This is a genomic window from Chitinophaga dinghuensis (genome assembly GCF_003259435.1).
Lineage (GTDB): Bacteria > Bacteroidota > Bacteroidia > Chitinophagales > Chitinophagaceae > Chitinophaga > Chitinophaga dinghuensis.
Map to the genome: position 1 here is coordinate 1 of NZ_QLMA01000020.1, position 2,447 is coordinate 2,447.

Consider the following 2,447-nt stretch of genomic DNA (forward strand, 5'->3'; position numbering starts at 1 on the left):
GACGTTAATGAATGTAGTTCATCTGCTCAAACAGCCGTAGTGGGCGAGCCTCCTCTAGCCGTTAGCGTTAGTCTGCAAACCCGCGATGTACTTTGTTATAATACCCCCACTGGCCAGATTATTTCCCTGCAAGGCGCTAATGGCGACGGTAATTATAGCTATAGTACTGATAATACAAGCTGGACGAGCAATACCCTCATCGATCAATTGCCGGCAGGCACTTATACCGTATATATAAAAGACGGCAAAGGCTGTTCCGGTTTTCAGAATAATGTAAAGATCAATACTCCGAGTCAACTTCAAATCAGCCAGACAGGGACTGTTGTGCCAGTGAGCTGTAACGGCCTCTCAGACGGTAGCTTCTCCGTAGCCGCCAGCGGCGGTTCCGGTAATGTGCGTTTCTTCTTAAGTACAGCACCTACCATCGCCAATACCACGGGCGTTTTCAATAATCTGCCTGCTGGTAGCTATACAGTCAAAGCCCAGGACGATAATGGTTGTGAAGTACACTTGCCTGCTGTGAATATTATTCAGCCTAACGCCATGTCCTTAGCTATCAGTGCCAGTCCTGTTTTGTGCTATGGTCAATCTAATGGTAGCATCAGTGTTACCAATGTAGGAGGCGGCAATGGCGGATATACTTTCAGTAAAGATGATATCAGCTATTCCGGTAGCCAGACTTTCGGTAGTCTTACCGCTAACGACTATACGATTTATGCCAAGGATACCAAAGGCTGTAAAACGAGTGCCACCACTACGGTCTCTCAACCAACGGTTTTAACTTTCTCCACTACTTCCACTCCTGTGCTGTGTAATGGCGGCAGCAGCGGCGGTATTACGATTCAGGCAAACGGTGGTACAACACCTTATAACTATGCCCTTGATAATGGCAGCTTCCAATCTGTGGCCAACTTCCCGGTATCCGCAGGGGATCATAAAATCATTGTACAGGATAAAAATGGTTGTCAGCAATCCAGTACGGTTACTATTACTGAACCTACCGTTGTCAGTCTAACGATCACGGACGAACGTAAGGTGACCTGCAACGGCGGCAATAATGGAGGGGTAACGGTAGCCGGAGCAGGAGGCGTAGGGCCTTATAGTTATGCGATTAACGGCGGCGGCTACACGACAAGTAATGTTTTCAACGGATTAACCGCAGGCACTTATACCATTACAGTAAAAGATGCCAACCAGTGTACAGCCAGCATCCCTGCGACGGTAACAGCATTTAGTGCGCTCAACTACAGCATCATCAGCAAAACAGATATCTTATGTGCAGGCGATCAGACCGGAGCCTTGCAACTGCAAGGTACAGGCGGAGCTGGCGGTTACAGCTATCAGCTGGATGGCGGCAGTTTCCAGACCAATCCTTCCTGGATCAATCTGGGCAAGAAGAATTATCCGCTGGTGATCAAAGATGCCAATAACTGTACTGCCAGCTTTACGATTCCGATCGTGGAACTGTATGCGCCATTAGCCATGGCATTGAGCAGTAACCCACCTGCCACCTGCGCAGATAAGGGCAGCATTACAGTAACCCTGGCTCAAGGAGGAAAAATGCCTTATCAATATAGCCTGGATAATAGTAACTACGTTAATACGAATGTATTCTCCAATTTAAACAACGGCGACTACATCGTATATGTACGTGATGCCGCTGGTTGTACGATCAACCAGGGAATCTCTCCATACGGTCCGGTATCTATTCATGGCAACATTGCTGCCACAGATGCCACCTGCTTCGGTAAAGCCGATGGTAAGGTGGTGATCTCAGGTGTTACGGGTGGAACGGGAGCTTATGAATACTCACTGAATGGCGGGACCTGGCAGTCTTCCCCAGTCTTCAATAACATAGCTGGCGGCCAAACCTACAATGTAGTAGTACGCGACGTACCTTATACCTGCCAGATCCAGTTGTCGGCTGCCGTAAATCAGCCTACAGCCCTGCAACCGCAGCTGTTGAGTACCCAAAACATTAGTTGTAACGGACTGAGTAATGGTATGATTGATATGACGGTGAGTGGCGGTACGCCAGGATATACTTTTGCTATTGGCGGCAACAACCAGTCAACCGGTACGTTTACTCAACTGACTGCTGGTAATTACAATATCATCATCACAGATAAACAAGGTTGTACCAGCAATCTGCCTGTAGTGCTTACCGAGCCGCAGCCACTGGTAGCACAGGTAGCCACTGTTAAGGATATTGACTGTTATGGTAATGGCAACGGAAGTATCAGTTTAACTGCTGGCGGCGGTACTATCCCATATGCATACACGCTGAATACCACTACTCAGAGCACGCCGCAGTTTAACCAACTACAGGCAGGTACCTATCAGCTGAAAGTAACCGATGCGCAAGGTTGTAACCAACAATTCACCGCTACTATTGCGGAGCCATCCCGTTTAACCCTGACCGTTACACCAGACATGGTAAAATGCTT

The 2,447-nt window shown here is 48.1% G+C and carries 1 protein-coding gene; it reads left to right on the forward strand.

What is annotated here, in order from left to right; translation table 11 throughout:
• Window positions 1–2,447 (forward strand): SprB repeat-containing protein (locus CLV59_RS28715; RefSeq protein WP_211324048.1); only part of this gene is annotated, 2,447 nt, incomplete at both ends.